General features: G+C 75.1%; 16 protein-coding genes and 1 other RNA gene. 11 read left to right on the forward strand and 6 right to left on the reverse strand.

Going from position 1 to position 15,854, the window contains the following annotated elements:
* Positions 1-4 precede the first annotated feature (4 nt).
* Positions 5-709 (reverse strand): dienelactone hydrolase family protein, encoded by a 705-nt coding sequence (locus tag ZF1_RS11490; RefSeq protein ID WP_482637232.1) that lies wholly within the window; start codon positions 707-709, stop codon positions 5-7.
* 120 nt (positions 710-829) lie between these two features.
* Here ZF1_RS11490 and ZF1_RS11495 point away from each other — a divergent pair, with 120 nt between their 5' ends.
* Together ZF1_RS11495 and ZF1_RS11500 are read left to right on the forward strand one after the other, a co-directional pair.
* A complete protein-coding gene (locus tag ZF1_RS11495) occupies positions 830-2,194 on the forward strand; it encodes an FAD-binding oxidoreductase (protein ID WP_178375161.1) in 1,365 nt (454 codons plus the stop codon).
* 38 nt (positions 2,195-2,232) lie between these two features.
* On the forward strand, positions 2,233-3,510 hold the full coding sequence (locus tag ZF1_RS11500) for a class I SAM-dependent methyltransferase (RefSeq protein ID WP_178375160.1): 1,278 nt from the start codon (positions 2,233-2,235) through the stop codon (positions 3,508-3,510).
* A 10-nt stretch (positions 3,511-3,520) separates the two neighbouring features.
* On the opposite strand, the gene ZF1_RS11505 is transcribed toward ZF1_RS11500, so the two are convergent.
* Together ZF1_RS11505 and ZF1_RS11510 are read right to left on the reverse strand one after the other, a co-directional pair.
* Entirely contained in the window at positions 3,521-4,366 is an 846-nt protein-coding gene (locus tag ZF1_RS11505) for a fructosamine kinase family protein (RefSeq protein ID WP_412763177.1), read from the reverse strand.
* Positions 4,363-4,821 (reverse strand): low molecular weight protein-tyrosine-phosphatase, encoded by a 459-nt coding sequence (locus ZF1_RS11510; RefSeq protein ID WP_346107095.1) that lies wholly within the window; start codon positions 4,819-4,821, stop codon positions 4,363-4,365. The genes ZF1_RS11505 and ZF1_RS11510 overlap by 4 nt, the downstream gene beginning before the upstream one ends.
* A gap of 107 nt (positions 4,822-4,928) precedes the next feature.
* Between ZF1_RS11510 and cobC the strand changes: the two genes are divergently transcribed.
* The 5 genes from cobC to ZF1_RS11535 all read left to right on the forward strand — a co-directional run bounded on the left by cobC (position 4,929) and on the right by ZF1_RS11535 (position 9,429).
* On the forward strand, positions 4,929-6,020 hold the full coding sequence (cobC, locus tag ZF1_RS11515) for an Rv2231c family histidinol phosphate aminotransferase CobC (RefSeq protein ID WP_482637233.1): 1,092 nt from the start codon (positions 4,929-4,931) through the stop codon (positions 6,018-6,020).
* Positions 6,021-6,076: 56 nt separating this feature from the next.
* A complete protein-coding gene (locus ZF1_RS11520; protein ID WP_482638695.1) occupies positions 6,077-7,204 on the forward strand; it encodes a Nif3-like dinuclear metal center hexameric protein in 1,128 nt (375 codons plus the stop codon).
* The gene (locus tag ZF1_RS11525) at positions 7,201-7,926 is read left to right on the forward strand and encodes a zinc ribbon domain-containing protein (RefSeq protein ID WP_482637234.1); all 726 of its coding nucleotides are present in this window, start codon (positions 7,201-7,203) and stop codon (positions 7,924-7,926) included. The genes ZF1_RS11520 and ZF1_RS11525 overlap by 4 nt, the downstream gene beginning before the upstream one ends.
* 2 nt (positions 7,927-7,928) lie before the next feature.
* Positions 7,929-9,074: a bifunctional RNase H/acid phosphatase gene (locus tag ZF1_RS11530; protein ID WP_251786467.1), complete on the forward strand. Its 1,146-nt coding sequence runs from the start codon at positions 7,929-7,931 to the stop codon at positions 9,072-9,074.
* A gap of 187 nt (positions 9,075-9,261) precedes the next feature.
* A complete protein-coding gene (locus ZF1_RS11535; RefSeq protein ID WP_020622575.1) occupies positions 9,262-9,429 on the forward strand; it encodes a hypothetical protein in 168 nt (55 codons plus the stop codon).
* A 70-nt stretch (positions 9,430-9,499) separates the two neighbouring features.
* Here ZF1_RS11535 and ZF1_RS11540 read toward each other — a convergent pair whose 3' ends face one another.
* Positions 9,500-10,774, reverse strand: a complete 1,275-nt coding sequence (locus tag ZF1_RS11540) for an SLC13 family permease (RefSeq protein WP_482637235.1) — start codon at positions 10,772-10,774, stop codon at positions 9,500-9,502.
* Complete coding sequence (locus tag ZF1_RS11545; RefSeq protein WP_482637236.1) at positions 10,771-11,535, reverse strand: sulfite exporter TauE/SafE family protein; 765 nt, start codon at positions 11,533-11,535, stop codon at positions 10,771-10,773. The genes ZF1_RS11540 and ZF1_RS11545 overlap by 4 nt, the downstream gene beginning before the upstream one ends.
* A 74-nt stretch (positions 11,536-11,609) precedes the next feature.
* On the opposite strand from ZF1_RS11545, the gene ZF1_RS11550 reads away from it, so the two are divergent.
* Positions 11,610-13,037 (forward strand): protein adenylyltransferase SelO, encoded by a 1,428-nt coding sequence (locus ZF1_RS11550; RefSeq protein ID WP_482637237.1) that lies wholly within the window; start codon positions 11,610-11,612, stop codon positions 13,035-13,037.
* Here ZF1_RS11550 and ZF1_RS11555 read toward each other — a convergent pair.
* On the reverse strand, positions 13,015-13,650 hold the full coding sequence (locus tag ZF1_RS11555; RefSeq protein ID WP_405417771.1) for a TetR/AcrR family transcriptional regulator: 636 nt from the start codon (positions 13,648-13,650) through the stop codon (positions 13,015-13,017). The genes ZF1_RS11550 and ZF1_RS11555 overlap by 23 nt on opposite strands.
* Before the next feature lie 20 nt (positions 13,651-13,670).
* On the opposite strand from ZF1_RS11555, the gene ZF1_RS11560 reads away from it, so the two are divergent.
* The 3 genes from ZF1_RS11560 to ZF1_RS11570 all read left to right on the forward strand — a co-directional run bounded on the left by ZF1_RS11560 (position 13,671) and on the right by ZF1_RS11570 (position 15,762).
* On the forward strand, positions 13,671-14,999 hold the full coding sequence (locus tag ZF1_RS11560; RefSeq protein ID WP_482637238.1) for an NAD(P)/FAD-dependent oxidoreductase: 1,329 nt from the start codon (positions 13,671-13,673) through the stop codon (positions 14,997-14,999).
* A gap of 19 nt (positions 15,000-15,018) precedes the next feature.
* An RNA gene (gene rnpB, locus ZF1_RS11565) (RNase P RNA component class A) lies at positions 15,019-15,421 on the forward strand.
* 173 nt (positions 15,422-15,594) lie between these two features.
* Positions 15,595-15,762 carry a hypothetical protein gene (locus ZF1_RS11570; RefSeq protein ID WP_482637239.1) on the forward strand — a complete coding sequence of 56 codons (168 nt, stop codon included), beginning with the start codon at positions 15,595-15,597 and terminating at the stop codon, positions 15,760-15,762.
* The last annotated feature ends 92 nt before the right edge of the window (positions 15,763-15,854 follow it).

Below are 15,854 nucleotides of genomic sequence, written 5' to 3' on the forward strand. Positions count from 1 at the left end.
GCCGCTACTTGACGTGCTCGCGCAGGAACTGCGTCGCGCGGGTCCACGCGATCTCCGCCTGCTCGGCGTCGTAGGTGCCCATGTGGTTCTCGTCGTTGAAGAACGCGTGCCCGGCCGGGTACTGCAGGAACTCCGGGCGGGTGCCGGACTCGGCCTGGATGCGGTCGGCGAGGGACTCCACCGCGTCCGGCGGGGCCATGGTGTCCTCCGACCCGAAGTGGCCCTGGACCGCCGCGGTCAGGTTCGCGAACGACGGGTAGTCCTCCTTGAGCACGCCGTAGAAGGGCACGGCGGCCGCGACCTTGTCGCCCTGCTGCGCGGCGAGGACCAGCACGAAGCCGCCGCCCATGCAGAAGCCGACCGCGCCGACGGCCGAGGAGGTGACGTCGTCGCGCCCGAGCAGGAACTCCACGGCCCCGGCCAGGTCGGTCGCCGCGCCGTTCACGGGCAGCTCGCCCATGAGCTTCCCGGCCTCTTCGGAGTCGTGGGTGGTGCGCCCGCCGTAGAGGTCGGGGGCGAGTGCGACGAAGCCCTCGGCGGCGAACCGGTTCGTGACGTCGACGATGTGGTCGGTCAGGCCCCACCACTCCTGGATGACGATCAGACCGGGTCCGGCCCCGGACTCGGGCAGGGCCAGGTAGCCGTGCGCGGTGTCGCCGCCGGAGGGGAAGGTGACGTTCTGCGCGGGGTTCTCGTTGGTGTGTGCCACGGGCGCGATGACATCACGACGGTGCCGGTACCGCCCGCCGGGAAGATCGTTGCGTCCTGTGACGGAGGACCCTCCGTTAATCATGAGCGTCGCAAACGATATGGGTCTATCGTCACCGCCATGCTCGCCGGGACCGCCACCCGAACCGCGCACGACGCCGCGGTGGAGAACCTGCGCCGGGCGCGCGCCGGAGCCGGCGCCGTCCAGCTGGGGAAGCCGTCGTCGAACCTGTTCCGGTTCGGCGACCGCGACACCGGCGCCGCCGCGCGACGCCTCGACACCTCCGCCCTGGACGGTGTCCTCGGTGTGGACCCGGACCGGCGGACCGCCGAGGTACAGGGGATGGCGACCTACGAGACCATCGTGGACGCCACCCTCGTGCACGGGCTGATGCCGCTGGTCGTCCCGCAGCTCAAGACCATCACCCTCGGTGGAGCGGTCACCGGGCTCGGGGTCGAGTCGACGTCGTTCCGCGACGGGCTGCCGCACGAGTCGGTGCTCGAGATGGACGTGCTCACCCCGGCCGGGGAGCTGCTGCACGTCACCCCCGACGGGGAGCACGCCGACCTGTTCGCGGCGTTCCCCAACTCCTACGGCACGCTCGGCTACGCGGTCCGCCTGGTCGTCGAGCTGGCGCCCGTGAAGCCCTTCGTGAAGCTCACCCACCACCGGTACGCGAGCGCCTCCGCCGCGTCGGCGGCGATCGAGCGGTTCGTGGCGGCGGGCGAGGTGGACTTCCTCGACGGTGTCGTGTTCGGACCCGACGAGCAGTACCTGACCACCGGGGAGTTCGTCGACACTCCGATGCCGGGCGCCCGGATCTCCGACTACACCGGTCAGGAGGTGTTCTACCGGTCGCTGCAGCGCCGCCCGGTCGACCACCTCACCGTGCACGACTACCTCTGGCGCTGGGACACCGACTGGTTCTGGTGCTCGCGTGCGTTCGGCGTGCAGCACCCGGTGGTGCGCCGGTTCTGGCCACGCCGGCTCCGCCGCTCGGACGTCTACCGCCGTCTCGTCGCCCTCGACCAGCGTCACGGCGCGTCGAACCGGGTCCGGGAGGCGCTCGGCGGGACCGCCGAGGAGATGGTCGTGCAGGACGTGGAGATCCCGGTCGAGCGGCTCCCGGAGTTCCTCGAGTTCTTCCACCGGGAGATCCGGATCGAGCCGGTGTGGCTGTGCCCGCTGCAGCTGCGCGGGGAGCGGAGCTGGCCGCTGTACCCGATGGAGCCGGGCCGGCTCTACGTCAACGTCGGCTTCTGGTCCTCGGTGGCGGAGAAGCCGGGGGACCGGTGGGCACACAACCGGCTGATCGAGGAGTGTGTCGCCGACCTGGGCGGGCACAAGTCGCTGTACTCGACCGTGCACTACGGCGAGGACGAGTTCTGGTCGCACTACAACGGTGCGGCCTACCGGGCGGTGAAGCAGCGGTACGACCCGGACGGTCGGTCTCCCGACCTGTTCGCCAAGGTCACCGGCCGCTGACGAGCGCACCGCGGGGATCGACAGGGGAGGGATCGGCGATGACAGGAGTACTGGAAGGGCGGGCCACGACGACCGAGCCGGTGGCGGGGATCCTGTCCCACGTCCTGGGTTCCACGCGTGAGCTGCGGGTGGAGGGGTTCGACGGGTCGCGGTCGGGACCCGACGACGCCCCGGTCACGCTGCGGGTGAACTCGCCCCGGGCGCTGGCCCGGCTGGTGAGCGCCCCGGGCTCGCTCGGGCTGGCCCGGGCGTACGTGACCGAGGAGCTCGACGTGGAGGGGGACCTCTACACCGCGCTGCGCGCGATGTCGGAGGTGACGCTGCACTCGATCCCGCGCCGGGAGCAGCTGTGGCTGGCGCGGCGGCTGCTGCCCTACTGGCGCGAGCACCGGATGCCGCCGCCGGACCTGGAGGCCCGCCCCAAGGGGCTGCTGCACTCCAAGCGGCGTGACTCGCAGGCCATCTCGCACCACTACGACGTGTCCAACCGGTTCTACGAGTTCGTGCTCGGGCCGTCGATGACCTACACCTGCGCGGCCTACCCCGACGCCGACGCGTCGCTGGAGACCGCACAGGCCACCAAGTACGAGCTGGTGGCGACCAAGCTGGACCTCCGGCCCGGGATGCGGCTGCTCGACGTCGGCTGCGGCTGGGGCGGCATGGTCCGCCACGCCGCCCGCGAGCACGGCGTCCGCGCGCTCGGGGTGACCCTGTCGAAGGAGCAGGCCGCCTGGGCGCAGGAGGCGATCGCCCGCGAGGGGCTGTCCGACCTGGCCGAGGTCCGCCACCTCGACTACCGCGACGTCCCCGACGGCGTCTACGACGCGGTGTCCTCCATCGGCCTCACCGAGCACATCGGCAAGGCCAACCTGGACTCCTACTTCGCGTCGATGTACGCCAAGCTCCGGCCCGGTGGACGGATGCTGAACCACTGCATCACCCAGCCGCACCGGCCCGACCACCGTCACACCGACCCGTTCATCCACCGCTACGTGTTCCCCGACGGGGAGCTGGAGCCGGTCGCGGCGCTGGTGGACGCGATGAACGAGGCCGGGTTCGAGATCCGGCACGAGGAGAACCTGCGCGAGCACTACGCCATGACGCTGCGGGACTGGGGCGCGAACCTGGAGCGCAACTGGACCGACGCCGTCGCCGAGGTCGGGGTCGGCCGGGCCCGGGTGTGGCGGCTCTACATGGCCGCGTGCCGGCTGGGCTTCGAGCTGAACAACATCCAGCTCCACCAGGTGCTGGGCGTGAAGCTCGCCGACGGCGGCGCCGCCGGGTTCCCGCTGCGCGGGGAGCACGGGGCGTACTGAGACCGGGGGATCAGCGGAGACGGCGCGCGGCCGCGGCGGCCTGCGCGCCGTACCCGCCCCCGAACAGCACGGCGTGCACCAGGAGCGGGAACAGCTGGTGCAGGTCGACCCGCTCGCGCCACCCGTCGGCGAGCGGGGAGTGCTCGTCGTAGGCGGCGAGGACGACGTCGAGGTGCGGCAGCCCGAACAGGTCCAGCATCGCGAGGTCGGACTCGCGGTGCCCGCCGTGCGCGGCCGGGTCGATCAGCCACGCGGCGCCGTCCCCGTCGCCCGACCAGAGCACGTTGCCCGACCACAGGTCCCCGTGCAGGCGGGCCGGCGGCTCGTCCGGACCGGCCAGGGCACCGATCCGTCCGCACACGTCGTCGACGGCGGCGGCGCCGGCCGGGTCGAGGGCGCCGCGGTCCCGGGCGGCCCGCAGGTAGGGCAGCACCCGGTCGGAGGCGAACCAGTCGCCCCACGGGCCGTCGTGCGGACGGTTCTCCATCCGCGTGTGCCCGATCCACGCCCGCGCCCTCCCGCCCGGCGGCGGGGCGCCGAACGCCTCGGCCCCGGCGGCGTGCAGCGTCGCCAGCTCCCGGCCGAACCGCTCCGCGGCGCCGGGCGTCGCCCGGCCCGCGGGGACGAGCTCGGTGACCAGGAGCGCGTCGTCGGCGCCCAGCACGCGCGGGACCGGCGGCCCGCCCGGCACCGCGATCCAGCGCAGCCCGGCGGCCTCGGCCGCGGCCGCACCCGGGTCGGCCGAGGAGTCCTTGACCACGACGACGGTGCCGTCGTCCAGGGTCGCGCGCGGCGGGTGCCCGGCCGGTCCGTCCCGCACGGCGCGGCCGGTCAGCCGGGCGACGCGGTCGGTCACGCGTTCCGGGTGACGAACTCGACCAGGCCCGGCACCGCCGCGACGATCATGGCGTGGACCTCGGCGAACCCGTCCGGCCCGCCGTAGTAGGGGTCGGGCACCTCGGCGCCCGCGGGGGCCGCCGGGTCGAACGAGCGCAGCAGCCGGACCCGCTTGGGATCGGGCACCGACTGCTCCAGGGTCCGCAGGTGTCCCATGTCCAATGCCACCAGCAGGTCCGCGGAGAGGATCTCCGAGTCGACCTGGCGGGCGCTGTGGGCGGTGTCGTAGCCGTGCTCGGCCAGCACCTGGGCGGCGCGCTCATCCATGGGCTGCCCGATGTGCCAGTGACCGGTCCCGGCGCTGGTCACGCGCACCCGGTCGGCCAGCCCGGCGGCCTCGACCTCGGCGGCCAGGATCTTCTCGGCGATCGGGGACCGGCAGATGTTGCCGGTACAGACGAAGACGACGTTCACTGCGACGTTCCTCCGGGGAGCGGGGGCACGGACGTCGACCCTGACGCCTCGGGTGGGTGGCCGGGCCATTGTCCACCGCGCACCGGTGCGCGCCGTAGGGTGGCCCGATGCCGTTCGATCACCATGCGGCCGGGACGGATCACGCGGGCGGGCACGACCTGCGGCACCACGGCGACGCCGAGGCCACCGACGGGCTCGTCGACTTCGCCGTCAACGTGATCGGCGACGGCCCCCCGCCCTGGCTGCGGGACCGGCTCGTCGCGACCCTGGACGGACTCGGCCGCTACCCGCGCGCCGACCACGACGCCCGCGCCCGCGCCACCGTCGCGGCGCGGCACGGTCGCGACGCGGACGAGGTGCTGGTGCTCGCGGGCAGCGCGGAGGGCTTCGCGCTGCTCCCGTCGCTGCGCCCCCGGCTCGCCGCCGTCGTGCACCCCGGGTTCACCGAGCCGGAGGCCGCGCTGCGCAGTGGCGGGGTGGACGTGGTGCGGGTGCTGACCGACGCCGCGACCGGGCACGCGCTCGACCCGGCCGCGGTGCCCGAGGAGGCCGACCTCGTCGTCGTCGGGAACCCGACGAACCCCACCGGGGTGCTGCACCCGGCCGCCGCGCTGCGTGCGCTCGCCCGCCCGGGGCGGACCCTGCTCGTCGACGAGGCGTTCGCCGACGCCGTCCCCGGTGAGCCGGAGACCCTCGCCGGCGACGCGGGCGTGCCCGGCCTGCTGGTGTTCCGCTCGCTGACCAAGACCTGGGCGCTGGCCGGGCTGCGCGCCGGCTACGCGCTCGGCGCCCCCGATCTGCTGGCCCGGCTCGCCGCGTCCCGCCCGCTGTGGCCGGTCTCCACCCCCGCCCTGGAGGCGGTCATCGCCTGCTGCGAGCCCGACGCGGTCTCCGCCGCGGACCGCAAGGCCCGCGAGCTCGCCGCACACCGCGTCTCGATGGCCGCGGCGCTGTCGGGCCTCGACGGCGTCGGCGTGTCGGCGGGGCCCGCCCCGTACCTGCTGCTGCACCTGCCCGACGGCACCGGCGAGGCGGTGCGGCGCCTGCTGCGCGAGGCCGGGATCGCGGTGCGCCGCGGCGACACCTTCCCCGGTCTCGGGCCCGACCACCTGCGCGTCGCGGTCCGCCCGCCGGAGACGGTCCGCCGCCTCGTCGAGTCCCTCGACGCCGCGCTGCGCCGGCTGGCGGTGTCGGCGTGAGCACGCTGCGCGACGTCGTCGCCGCCCTCGACGCCGCCTACCCGCCCCGGCTGGCCATGGACTGGGACGCGGTCGGCCTGGTCTGCGGCGACCCCGACGACACCGTCTCCCGGGTGCTGTTCGCCGTCGACCCCACCCCGGAGACCGTCGACGAGGCGATCTCCTCCGGCGCCCAGCTGCTGGTCACCCACCACCCGCTGCTGCTGCGCGGGGTGCACGGCGTCGGCGCCGACACCCCCAAGGGCGCCCTGCTGCACCGGCTGATCCGGGCCGGGGTCGCGCTGTTCACCGCGCACACCAACGCCGACGTCGCCGACCCGGGCGTCTCCGACGCGCTCGCCGCCGCCCTCGGGCTGGCCGTGTCCGGCCCGCTGGAACCCGAACCCGGCCCGGCCCTGGACAAGATCGTCACCTTCGTGCCGGTCGGCCCGTCGATCGCCGCCGTGCACACCGCGCTGTCCGACGCCGGTGCCGGCGCGATCGGCAACTACTCGCACTGCTCGTTCGCCACCGCCGGGACCGGCCAGTTCCTTCCCCTCGACGGCGCCGCCCCGGTCATCGGGTCGGTCGGGCGCCTGGAGCGCGTCGCGGAGACCCGGCTGGAGATGGTGCTGCCCCGGTCGCGGCGCCGCGACGTCGTCGCCGCGCTGCGGGCCGCGCACCCCTACGAGGAACCGGCCTTCGACCTGCTGGAGATGGCGCCGCTGCCGTCGTCGCTGGGGCTGGGCCGGGTCGGCGAGCTCGCCGCCGCCGAGCCGTTCGCGGCGTTCACCCGGCGGGTCGCCGCGGCGCTGCCCGCGACCGCATGGGGGGTGCGCGGTGCCGGGGACCCGGACCGCCCGATCCGCCGGGTCGCAGTCTGCGGCGGCGCCGGGGATTCGGCCCTGGACTCGGCCGCCCGGGCCGGTGTCGACGCGTTCGTCACCGCCGACCTGCGCCACCACCCCGCGTCCGAGCACGCGCTCGCCGGGACCGGCCCCGGCGGCCCGACCCCCGCGCTGGTCGACGTCGCCCACTGGGCCTCGGAGTGGCCGTGGTGCGGGCAGGCGGCCGGGGTCGTGGCCGAGGCCCTCGCAGGTAGCGTCTCGGTCGCGGTCTCGCGGGCCCGTACCGACCCCTGGACCACCGCCGCCCCGAGCAGCGGATCCGACACGACAGCAGGACAACCGGAGGCGAGTGTATGAAGGCCGATCCCACCGCGCAGGCGAAGCTGGTGACGCTGGCCGAGGTGGACGCCGAGATCGGCCGGCTCACCCACCGGCGCTCGACGCTGCCCGAGCTCGCGCAGCTGGACGAGGCCGAGCAGCGGGTCCGTGCGGCGCGCGACGCCCTGGTCCGCGCCGAGACCCGCGCCGGTGACCTCGACCGCGACATCGCCCGGCTCGAACGTGACATCGACGGTGTCCGGGCCCGCACCGAGCGCGACCACACCCTGCTCGCCGGCTCGGGCATCTCCGCGAAGCAGGCCACCGAGCTGCAGCACGAGCTCGACACCCTCGCCCGCCGCCAGGGCGTCCTGGAGGACGAGCAGCTGGGGATCATGGAGGAGCGCGAGGCCGTCGGCATCGAGCTCGACCACGCCCGGGGCGAGCTGTCCGAGGCCGAGACCGCGGTCGGCGAGGTGACCGCGAAGCGCGAGTCCGCCGAGGGCGACATCGACGCCACCCGCGCCGGGCGCGACCGCGCCCGCACCGAGGTCGTCGCCGCGCTGCCCCCGGACCTGCTCGCCGACTACGAGCGCATCCGCGCCGGCGGCCGGGTCGCGGCCGGACAGCTGCGCGAGTCCCGCTGCGGCGCGTGCCGGCTCGAGCTCGACCGGACCTTCCTCGGTCAGGTCCGCACGGCGGCCGCCGACGAGGTCGTCCACTGCGAGGAGTGCGGCGCGATCCTGGTGCGTGGCAAGTGAAGCTGGTCGTCGAGGCGGACGGCGGCTCCCGCGGGAACCCCGGGCCCGCCGGCTACGGCGCGGTGGTGCTCGACGCCGGCGCCCGCCAGGTGCTCGGTGAGGTCTACGACGGCCTCGGGACCACCACCAACAACGTCGCCGAGTACCGCGGCCTGATCGCCGGGCTGAGGGCCGCGCTCGACCTGGGGGCCACCGAGGTCGAGGCCCGGATGGACTCCAAGCTCGTCGTCGAGCAGATGAGCGGGCGCTGGAAGATCAAGCACCCGCCGCTGCAGGAGCTCGCCGACACCGCCCGCGAGCTGGCCGCGGAGTTCGACGCGGTCACCTTCGTGTGGATTCCGCGCAAGGACAACGCCCGCGCCGACGCGCTCGCCAACCGGGCGATGGACGGGGAGTCGAACCCCACCCTGGACCCGTCCGGGGCGGTGGGACCGGCGCCGAAGCCGCCCGCGGGCGCGACCGCGTCGACGGACTCCGCGGCCGCCGCGGCCGCGTGGACCGGGCAGACGGGCTCCCCGACGCGGCTGATCCTGCTGCGCCACGGCCAGACCGAGCTGTCGGTCGAGCGCCGCTACTCCGGCCACGGCGACCCCGAGCTGACCGAGCTGGGCCAGAAGCAGGCCGCCGCCGCGGCCCGCGCGCTGGAGACCCGGCTGTCGGGCCAGGGTGTCGAACCGGCCGTGGTGCTGTCCTCGCCGCTGCGCCGGGCCCGCCAGACCGCGGCCGCCGTCGCCGAGACGACCGGGGCGGACCTCGAGGTGCGCGACGGCCTGATCGAGACCGACTTCGGCGGCTGGGAGGGCCTCACCTTCACCGAGGCCCGCGAGCGCGACCCCGAGCTGCACGGCCGCTGGCTCGGATCCGCCGACGTCGAACCGCCGGGCGGCGAGAGCTTCCGCGCGGTGGGGGAGCGGGTCGAGGCCGAGCGGGCCCGGATCGTCGAGGAGTTCGCCGGTCGGACGGTGGTCCTGGTCAGCCACGTCACCCCGATCAAGATGCTGCTGCGCACCGCGCTCGGCGCCGGCGACGAGGTGCTCTACCGCATGCACCTGGACCTGGCCTGCCTCAACATCGCCGACTTCTACCCCGACGGGGGCGCCTCGGTGCGTCTGGTCAACGAGACGTCCTACCTGGACGACCTCCGGTAGTCACCGGCCCGTCACCGCCTGCTGGATCGATACCGTCCTGACCCGTTCGGGCGGTGTCGACTCCGGACAGTTGTCCCCGTTCCTCACCTGAGCGATGCTTCGCGTGCACCGTACGGGGTGGTCAACCTACGGAGCGTGAACGACAGTCTCGGTGTCGGCGGGGAACAGGGAGACGGTGAGGACAGCGATGTCGCAGATCCACGAGCACGACTACGGCTACGACCTGGCACACGAGATGAAGGTGATCGCGCGGCTGCCTCAGCAGCGGCGCGGCAGCTCACGCCCGATGGGTGTCCCGGCCCGCGAGATGGACCCGGACACCGACCTCGGCCACGACATGGCCCACGAGTTCTGATCCCTGCCCACCGTCCGCGACCGGCCCCGCCCCTTCCGGGCGGGGCCGTCGTGCTGTCCGGGCCGTGCCGCTACCGGGGAAGCACCGCGAGCGCGGCCCAGAGCGCGGTCGTCGCGGCGAGCAGGCCCAGCGGGACGGTGAGCGTCCCCAGCCGCAGGAACGTGCCGAGCCGCGGCGGGTCGCCGTAGCCGGTGGCGATACGCCGCCACAGCAGCGTCGCGAGCGACCCGGCGTAGGTCAGGTTCGGCCCGATGTTGACGCCCAGCAGCATCGCCAGCACCAGCCCGGGGTGCGCGGCCGGGCCGAGCGCGGTGAGCAGCACCAGCGTCGCGGGCAGGTTGCTCACCAGGTTCGCCAGCACCGCCGCGACGGCCGCGGTGACCAGCAGCCCGGTCAGGTCCGGGGTGGCGGGCAGCAGCGCACCGATCCGGCCCGACAGCCCCTGGGCACTGAGCCCGGCGACGACCACGCCCAGGGCCAGCACGAACAGGCAGAACCCGGGGGAGGCCGCGGCGACCAGGCGCAGCGGCCCGGTCTCGCGCCGCACCAGCGCCCGCACCGCCAGCACCGCGGCCCCGGCCGCGGCGACCCAGCCCGGTTCGACGCCCAGCGGCGAGGCCACCGCGAACCCGGCCAGGGTCAGCCCGAGCACCACCAGCGCGACGACCGGCGCGGCCGGCGCGGGCACCGCGGGACCGGCCGGGGCCGGCTCCGGCTCCGGCTCCGGCTCCGGCTCCGCGGCGAGGTCGCGCCGGAACACCCACCGCAGCACCAGGTACTCGACGACGATCACCGCCACCCACGGCCCGACCATCAGCCCCGCGAAGGTCAGGAACCCCACCCCCGACGCCGAGAACGCCAGCAGGTTCGTCAGGTTCGACACCGGCAGCAGCCCGGACGCCGAGTTCGACAGGTGGGCGCAGGCGAACGAGTGCGGCCGCGACGCCACCCCCAGCCGGGCCGCCGTCGCCAGCACCACCGGGGTCAGCAGGACCACCGTCGCGTCCAGGCTCAGCACCGCGGTCGTCCCGGCCGCCGCGGCGAAGACGGCGACCAGCAGCCGTCGCGGGGACCCGGCCGACGCCGTCGCCAGCCGTGCGCCCAGCCAGCGGAACACGCCCTCGGCGTCGGCGAGGTGCCCGAGCAGCAGGATCGCGGCGAGGAACCCGACGGTCGGGGCGAGCTCGCCGATCTCGGTCCACGCCCCGGCCGGGGTCACCAGCCCGGCGACGACGGCGACCAGCGCCGCCGGGACCGCGACCACGGCCTCGGGCAGCCCGAACGGGCGCAGCGTCGCGGCGGCCAGGACCGCGGCCAGCAGCGCGACCGCCAGCAGGAGGCTCACGTGAACAGCAGCGCGACGCCGACGGCCAGGCCCAGCAGGACCACCGCCCAGCGCAGCAGGGTCTCCGGCATCCGCCGCGCGACCAGGGCGCCGACGTAGCCGCCGACCAGTGTGGTCGGGGCGAGCAGCGCGACGGCGAGCCAGTCGACCGGGGCGCCGAGGGCGAACACGACGACCGTCACCGTCGCGACGACCAGCGACAGCACGCCCTTGAGCGCGTTGAGCCTGCGCAGCTCGTCGTGGGCGAACAGCGACAGTGTCGAGATCAGCACGACGCCCAGGGCGCCGCCGAAGTAGCCGCCGTAGACCGCGGCGAGGAACACCGCGACCAGCAGCGCCGGGGTGCGGTCCCGCCCCCGGGCGGCCGGGTCGCCGATCCGGCGCTTGAGCCACGGCCCGACCGCCATCGTGAGGCTGGCCAGGATCACCAGGACGGGCACGATGGCGTCGAACACGCTGCTGGGCAGCACCAGCAGCAGGGTGCAGCCCACTCCGCTGCCCAGCGCCGCGGCGACCGCGGTGACCGCGATCCGCCTGCCCTGCCCGGGCAGCTCGCGGCGGGCCCCGAGCACCAGCCCGGCGTAGCCGGGCCACTGGGCGACCGAGTTGGTGACGTTCGCCGCCAGCGGCGGGAACCCCACCCCGAGCAGCGCCGGGAACACCAGCAGCGACCCGCCGCCCGCGACGGCGTTCACCGCACCCGCGAGCAGCCCGGCCACCAGCAGGAACACCAGCGCCCACGGCTGGGAGAGGTCGATCACCACCGGACGGTATCCCGGTGCAACGCCGCGGTCCTCCCCGGCAGCCGACCGTGCGGGTCCGTAGCCTGGAACCCATGACCGCTGCCACCGAGATCGCGTTCGAGAACACCTTCGTCCGCGACCTGGACGGGCTCTACCTGCCCTGGCAGGCCGCCCCGGCTCCGGACGCCCGGCTGGTGCTGCTCAACGAGTCCCTGGCCGGTGAGCTGGGCCTCGACCCGGCGCAGCTGCGCACGCCCGAGGGTGTCGCGCTGCTCACCGGCACGACCGTGCCCGACTCGGCGACGACCGTCGCGCAGGCGTACGCCGGCCACCAGTTCGGCAACTACTCGCCGCGGCTCGGCGACGGCCGTGCGCTGCTGGTCGGCGAGCTGGTCAGCCCCGACGGCGCCCGCCGCGACCTGCACCTCAAGGGGTCCGGACGCACCCCGTTCGCCCGCGGCGGCGACGGGAGGGCCCCGCTCGGGCCGATGCTGCGCGAGTACGTGATCTCCGAGGCGATGCATGCGCTGGGGGTGCCCTCCACGCGGTCGCTGGCCGTCGTCGCCACCGGCGAGCCCGTGCTGCGCGACCGCGGCCCGGAGCCGGGCGCCGTGCTCGCCCGCACCGCGGCCAGCCACCTGCGGGTGGGGACCTTCCAGTTCGCGGCCGCCACGGGGGAGGTCGACGTGCTGCGCCGGCTCGCGGAGTACGCGATCGCCCGGCACCACCCGCAGGCGTCCTCGCCGCTGGAGCTCTACCGCGCGGTGATCGCCGTCCAGGCCGGGCTCGTCGCGCGCTGGATGCAGATCGGGTTCGTGCACGGCGTCATGAACACCGACAACATGACGATCTCCGGCGAGACCATCGACTACGGCCCGTGCGCCTTCCTCGACGCCCACGACCCGGCGACCTGGTACTCCTCGATCGACTCCGGTGGCCGCTACGCCTACGGCAACCAGCCCGGCATCGCCCAGTGGAACCTCGCCCGGCTCGGCGAGTCGCTGCTGGGGCTGTTCGCCGACTCCCAGGAGGAGGCGGTGCGCCTCGCGACCGAGGAGCTGGCGGGCTTCGCCGACGCCTACCTCGCCGCCCGGGACCGCGGCTACCTCGCCAAGATCGGCGTCGGGACCCCGGAGCTGCTCGCCGACCTGTTCGCGGTGATCGAGGACCAGAAGCCCGACCACACCCTGTTCTTCCGACGGCTGTCCGAGGCCGCCCGGGGCGACGCCGGGCCGGTCCGCGCCCTGCTCTCCGACCCGGCCGCGCTGGACCCGTGGCTGGAGTCCTGGCGGGCCGCCGGTCCGGACGCCGACGCGATGGACCGGGTCAACCCGGTCTACGTGCCGCGCAACCACCTGGTCGAGGAGGCGCTGGGCGCCGCCGTCGAGGGGGACCTGGAGCCGGTGCAGTGGCTGCTGCAGGTCCTCGCGCACCCGTTCACCGAGCGCGAGGGCTACGAGCGCTACGCCCAGCCCGCGGGGCCGGACTCGCCGCCGTTCACGACGTTCTGCGGGACGTGAGCAGCGAGCACTGCGCGACCGTGACCAGCCAGTCCCGGTAGCGATCGACCGGCCAGCCACGCAGCACGACCAGGCGCCGGTAGGACGTGCCGTCGTTCAGCGTCCACGCCAGGTCCGCGACCGGGCCGGAGTCGAGGTCCGGGTCCAGCGTCGCCAGGTGGGCGGCGAACGCCCGGGCCCCGGCGAGACGCTCGGTCTCGGCACGGTCGCGCAGGGCGGCGACGTCGGCGTCGACGTCCGCGGCCGCGTCGATCACCGCGGCCAGCGGCGCGGCGCGGCCCTGGACCCCGACGACCATGTCCACCCAGGCGGCGACCGCGCCGGCCGGGTCGGTGCGTGCCAGGATCCGCGCGACGGCGGGCCGCTCGGCCATCGGGACCGGCTCGTCGTCGCCGACGAGAGTGTGGTCCCAGGCCAGCGACAGCAGCGCCGGCTTGCCTCCGGCGGCGTTGACGACGGTCCGGCGGCTGACCCCGGCGGCCGCGGCGACGGCGTCGAGGGTGGTGGCGGTCCATCCGTCGCGGACGAACAGCTCCGCCGCCGCCGCGACGACGGTCCGCCGGGTCGCGCGCGCCCGCTCGTCGCGCGTCGTGGAGCGGTAGGCCCGCGTCACTGGACATCACCCTCAATTCGGTGCACTCTGAGTGCAGTCAATATAGCCGGGAGGTCGTCGTGCAGGTGGGCATCATCGGCGCCGGCCCCGCGGGCCTGCTCCTCGGGGCCGCGCTGGCGCGACGCGGGCACGCGGTCGTCGCGGTCGACCCCGACCCCGGACCGGACACCGGTGGCCGCTGGGCGCGGCGCGGGGTCATGCAGTTCCACCACCCGCACGGCGTCCGCCAGCAGATGGGGGAGGCGTTGCGCGCGGAGCTGCCCGAGGCGTGGGACGCCTGCCTGGCCGCCGGCGCCGAGCCGCTCGCCTTCGTACTCGACGACGGCACCCGCCTGCCCGCCGGGATGCGGGTGCGGCGGGAGACCTTCGAGCGGGCACTGCGCTCGGTCGCGGCCCGGGAGCCGGGGCTGACCCTGCGCCGCGGCCACGTCGACCGGGTGGGCGTCGAGGACGGCCGGGCCCGGGGGCTCGTCGTCGACGGCGAACACCTCCCCACCGACCTGGTCGTCGACGCCTCGGGCCGCAACGGCCGGGTGACCCGGGACCTCGGCCCGGCACCGGTCGCGGGCGGCGACACCGGCATCGCCTACGTCAGCCGCCAGTACCGGCTGCACGACGGCGCCGAGCCCGGTCCGATGAGCAACCCGCTCGCCTGGGAGGCCCGGCTCGACGGCTACCAGGTGATCGTGTTCCGGCACGAGCGCGGGATCTTCTCGGTGCTCCTCGTCCGCCCGGCCGACGCGCTGCACGACCTCCGTCACGAGGCCGCGTTCACCGCCGCCTGCCGCGCCGTCCCCGGGCTGTGCGACTGGACCGACCCGGACCGGTCCGCACCGATCACCCCGGTGCTGCCCGGCGGGCGGCTGTACAACCACTACCGCGCCCAGCCCGACGTCGGCGGGCTGGTGCTGCTCGGCGACGCCGTCTGCACCACCACCCCGATGTTCGGCCGCGGCCTCGCCACCACCGCGATGCAGGTCCGGGCGCTGCTCGACCGCGTCGACACCGGCGACACCGCCTCGTTCGGGGCGTGGTGCGACGCCGCGATGCTCCCGTGGGTGCACGACCACACCCGCTCCGACGACCACTGGCGACGCGTGTGGTCCGGCGGCGACGTCGACCTCACCCGGCGCATCCCGAGCGACCTGATCCTCGCCGCCGCCGCGGCCGACCCGCGGATCGCGCCGGCGCTCGGGCCCTACCTCGCGATGCTCGCCGGCCCGGAGTCCCTCGACCCGGTGGAGCCGCTCGCCCGCGCCGTCTACCAGGGCGGATGGCGGGCGCCGCTCGCCGACGGCCCCGGCCGCGACGAACTGGCGGAGGTCGTGCGGGCCGCCGTCGCGGCGTGAGTATCCTCGTGGGCGCGGACGAGTCGGTCGGGCGGCCGCGGCGGGACCTCCGGGTCCCGCCGAGGAAAGTCCGGACTCCACAGGGCAGGGTGGTTGTCAACGGCAACCCGGGGCGACCCGCGGGACAGTGCCACAGAGAACAGACCGCCACGCGGTTCCCCGGAGCCGCGGGGTAAGGGTGAAACGGTGGTGTAAGAGACCACCAGCACCCCGGGTGACCGGGGTGGCTCGGTAAACCCCACCCGGAGCAAGGTCGAGAGGCCGTACGTGTACGGCTGCGCAGGCGCATGAGGGCTGCCCGCCCGAGCCTGCGGGTGGACCGCTGGAGCCTGCCGGCGACGGCAGGCCGAGATGGATGGTCGCCGAACGGAGCACCGTGAGGTGCCCGGGAACAGGATCCGGCTTACAGACCGGCTCGTCCGCACCCCTCTGATCCGGCCCAGGTCAGAGGCTCGTATGAGCATGTTGACCAGGGCAAACACGGTTGCACTACTTTCCGGGCGCTTACGGCCGGATACGGCCCCGTACGGCCCTGCTGTTGCCCAGGCGTTGCCCACCGGGTGCCCGGGTGTGTCCGGTGTGGACGGACCCGGTGATGGGCCGCCGTGGACGGCACCGGGGACGCCGGGCCACCTGGCCCCGCCAGACCTGGCCGCCCCGTAGGCGCACCCGGCGGGCTGCCCGGGTGGTGGTGCTCGTCGCGCTGGCCCTGCTGCTCGCCGTCCTGCTGCTCGTCGCCCTGGCCGTCCTGCTGACCCGGTAGACCTCTGCTCGACCCGAGGCCCCGTCTGTGCGTGCTCTGCGCCGGGACGGGGCCTCTGTGCTGCCGGTGGAGGCCCGGGGAGTCCCGGGGAG

Source organism: Pseudonocardia sp. ZF1, from assembly GCF_056835605.1.

What these genes read in the sequence shown, in the direction of transcription:
- ZF1_RS11535 (WP_020622575.1), top strand. Translation starts at nt 9,262, where the DNA reads ATGTCGCAGATCCACGAGCACGACTACGGCTACGACCTGGCACACGAG.
- ZF1_RS11550 (WP_482637237.1), top strand. Translation starts at nt 11,610, where the DNA reads ATGACCGCTGCCACCGAGATCGCGTTCGAGAACACCTTCGTCCGCGAC.
- ZF1_RS11570 (WP_482637239.1), top strand. Translation starts at nt 15,595, where the DNA reads ATGGGCCGCCGTGGACGGCACCGGGGACGCCGGGCCACCTGGCCCCGC.
- ZF1_RS11500 (WP_178375160.1), top strand. Translation starts at nt 2,233, where the DNA reads ATGACAGGAGTACTGGAAGGGCGGGCCACGACGACCGAGCCGGTGGCG.
- ZF1_RS11495 (WP_178375161.1), top strand. Translation starts at nt 830, where the DNA reads ATGCTCGCCGGGACCGCCACCCGAACCGCGCACGACGCCGCGGTGGAG.
- cobC (WP_482637233.1), top strand. Translation starts at nt 4,929, where the DNA reads ATGCCGTTCGATCACCATGCGGCCGGGACGGATCACGCGGGCGGGCAC.
- ZF1_RS11525 (WP_482637234.1), top strand. Translation starts at nt 7,201, where the DNA reads ATGAAGGCCGATCCCACCGCGCAGGCGAAGCTGGTGACGCTGGCCGAG.
- ZF1_RS11520 (WP_482638695.1), top strand. Translation starts at nt 6,077, where the DNA reads ATGGACTGGGACGCGGTCGGCCTGGTCTGCGGCGACCCCGACGACACC.